The sequence below is a fragment of the Kitasatospora sp. NPDC093806 genome (genome assembly GCF_040683335.1).
GTDB lineage: Bacteria > Actinomycetota > Actinomycetes > Streptomycetales > Streptomycetaceae > Kitasatospora.
This window is the reverse complement of record NZ_JBFBDO010000238.1, coordinates 1-2,862: the sequence shown is the minus strand read 5'-3', so window position 1 is coordinate 2,862 and position 2,862 is coordinate 1. Positions and strand designations below refer to the sequence as shown.

Sequence of the window (2,862 nt, the reverse complement as noted above, 5' to 3'; positions counted from 1 at the left end):
GCGAGGCCGGCCAGCGGCGCCACCGGGCCGGTGGTGATCACCGGCGGGACCGGCCCGTACAGCCGGCCGCGCCCGCGCCCTTCCCCGGGCACGCCGCCGCGCCGTACCCCGGCCAGCCGTACCCCGGCGCGCCCGCGCCCGGGTACACCGGCCCCGGCCCTGAAGCGGGCCCCGGCCCCGGCCCCGTGACCCTGGACGAACCCGCCGACGGGGAGGTGCTCCGTGCGCGGTAGCCCACTGCACCAGCAGCCCGCGACCGACCCGGCCGCGCTGCCCTGGACCACGCCCCTGCCCGGCCCGGTCGCCCCGGGCCCGGTCGCACCCGGCCCGGTGACGCCCGGCCGGGTGGTCCCCGGCCCCGTCGCCCCGGCCGGGCAGCAGGCCCCGGCCAGTCCCGCCGGGCCGCAGCCGCCGAACGGCGCCGCCGCGACCCCCACCGCCGTCCCCTCCCAGCTGCCCTCGCTCGACCGGCGCGGCGCCGGCACCCGCCCGGCCGTCGACCCGCAGGTCGCGCGCGAGCTCAAGCGCCAGGTCGCCGCCGAACTGCACCAGCAGATCACCCGGCTGACCTCCGGCTCCGGCACCGAACCGGACCGCGCCACCCGCCGCCAGCGCGGCCGGGCGCTGATCGAGGAGGCCGTCGCCCGCTGGTCCGACGCCTACGCGCAGACCCACGGCATCCCGCCCACCCGCGACCAGGACCGGGCGCTCGCCGAGGCCGTCTTCGACCTGCTCTTCCGGGCCGGCCGGCTCCAGCCCTACCTCGACGACCCGGAGATCGAGAACATCCTGATCAACGGCTGCGACGACGTCTGGGTCTCCCGGGTCCACCAACCCCTGCGCCAGGTCCCGCCGGTGGCCGACAGCGACGGCGAACTCGTCGAACTGCTCCAGGACCTGGCCCGCCAGCACGGCGGCGGCGAGCGCAGCCTCTCCACCGCCAGCCCGACCCTCGCCCTGCGCCTGGAGGGCGGCATGCGCCTCCAGGCGCTCACCGAGGTCACCCCGCGCCCGTACGTGGCGATCCGCCGGCACCGGGTCGCCTCGGCGACGCTGCCCGAGATGGTCCGGCTCGGCACCCTGGACACCACCCTCGCCGCCTTCCTGGCCAGCGCCATCCGGGCCCGGAAGAACGTGATGATCACCGGCACCCAGGGCGTCGGCAAGACCAGCCTGCTGCGCGCGATGGCCGCCGAGATCCCGCCGGACGAGCGGATCGGCACCCTGGAGTCGGAGTTCGAGCTCTGGTTGCACACCCTGGGCCACCTGCGCCAGGTCGTCCCGATGGAGGCCCGCGAGGGCAACGGCGAACGGGTGGAGGGCCGTTCGGCGGGCGAGCTGTCGATCGGCGACCTCATCCCGGCCGCGCTGCGGATGACGCTGTCCCGGATCATCGTCGGCGAGGTCCGCTCCGGCGAGGTCGTCCCGATGCTGCGCGTCATGACCAACGGCGAGGGCGGCTCGATGTGCACCCTGCACGCGCGCGGCCCGCACATGGTCGTCGACCGGATCGCCGAACTCTGCCTGGAGTACGGCTCGCACATGACCGACGCGCTCGCCTACCGGCTCACCGCCAACGCGGTCGACCTCATCGTGCACGTCGCGATGGTCGACGAGACGCACGTCGGCGGCCGCCGGCACCGCTTCGTCTCGCACGTCCTGGAGGTCACCGGCCTCGGCGAGAGCGGCCGGCCCGCGCTGAACACCGTGTTCGGCCCGCGCCCCGAACTCGGCGAGCCGCGCGCCGTCCCGCACACCCCGCCGCAGTGCCTGGACGACCTGCGCCGGGCCGGCTTCGACGCCGCGCTGCTCGGCTCCCGGTACGGCAGTTGGGCCGCGCCGCTCCAGCTCCGGATCGGCGGTGGCGACCGGTGATGCCGCTCTTCGTGCTCTGCGGCCTGGCCGTCGTGGCCGGCCTGGTCACCCTGGTGGTCTGGGCCCGCGGCGGCGACCCGGTGGACCCGGAGGCCGGCGAGCCCGAGCCGGTGAACCCGCTGGCCGGCCGGCTGCACGTGCTCTGGTACGGCGCGCCCGGCACCGCCTCCGACCGGATGGTCCGGCTGCGCCGGATCCAGGTGCCGCTGGCGCTCGCCGCCGCGCCACTGGGCTGGCTGTTCACCGGCATCCCGCTGACCGCGCTGCTGGTGCCGCTCGCGGTGTTCGGCCTGCCCTGGCTGTTCGACACCACCCGCTCCGACACCGACCGGATCGAACGCCTGGAGGCGCTCTCCGAGTGGACCCAGCGGATCGCCGACGTGCTGCTGCTCGGCGTCGGCCTCAACCAGGCGATCGTCACCAGCCGCCGGACCGCGCCCGCCGCGATCGAGGCCGAGGTCGGCGAACTGGCCGCCCGGCTGCAGGCCCGCTGGCGTCCCGAGGAGGCGCTGCGCCTGTTCGCCGACGCGATGGCCGACGCCACCGCCGACAAGGTGCTCGCCGCCCTGCTGCTGCGGGCCGGGGACAGCGGGCCGGGCCTGGCCCGGGCGCTCTCCGACATGGCCGACTCGGTGCGCGAGGAGGTCCGGCAGCGGCGCGTCATCGAGGCCGACCGGGCCAAGCACCGCACCACCATCCGCTGGCTGGTCGGCATCATCCTGCTGGTCGTGGTGGTGGGCTCGTTCAACACCGAGTACACCCGCCCGTACAGCTCGGTGCTCGGCCAGATCGTGCTGGGCGTGGTCGCGGCGCTGTTCGTCGGGGTGATCGCCTGGATGCGCGCGCTGGCCGCCTACCCGCCGGTGCCGCGGCTGCTGGAGCTGGACCGGCGTAGCCGGACCGGCCGTTCGATGCGGCGCGGACCCGGCGGCGGCCAGCGCGCGCATCCAGGCGATCACCCCGACGAACAGCGCCGCGACCACGCCC

At 76.4% G+C, this 2,862-nt stretch carries 2 protein-coding genes; both read left to right on the top strand.

Translation table 11 applies throughout. From position 1 onward, the window contains the following. Positions 1-222 precede the first annotated feature (222 nt). Positions 223-1,875 carry an ATPase, T2SS/T4P/T4SS family gene (locus AB0N76_RS39605; protein ID WP_363565710.1) on the top strand — a complete coding sequence of 551 codons (1,653 nt, stop codon included), beginning with the start codon at positions 223-225 and terminating at the stop codon, positions 1,873-1,875. Continuing rightward, positions 1,875-2,862, top strand: a 988-nt coding sequence (locus AB0N76_RS39600) for a type II secretion system F family protein (RefSeq protein ID WP_363565709.1), incomplete at its 3' end; no start/stop codon positions are given. The genes AB0N76_RS39605 and AB0N76_RS39600, both read left to right, overlap by 1 nt.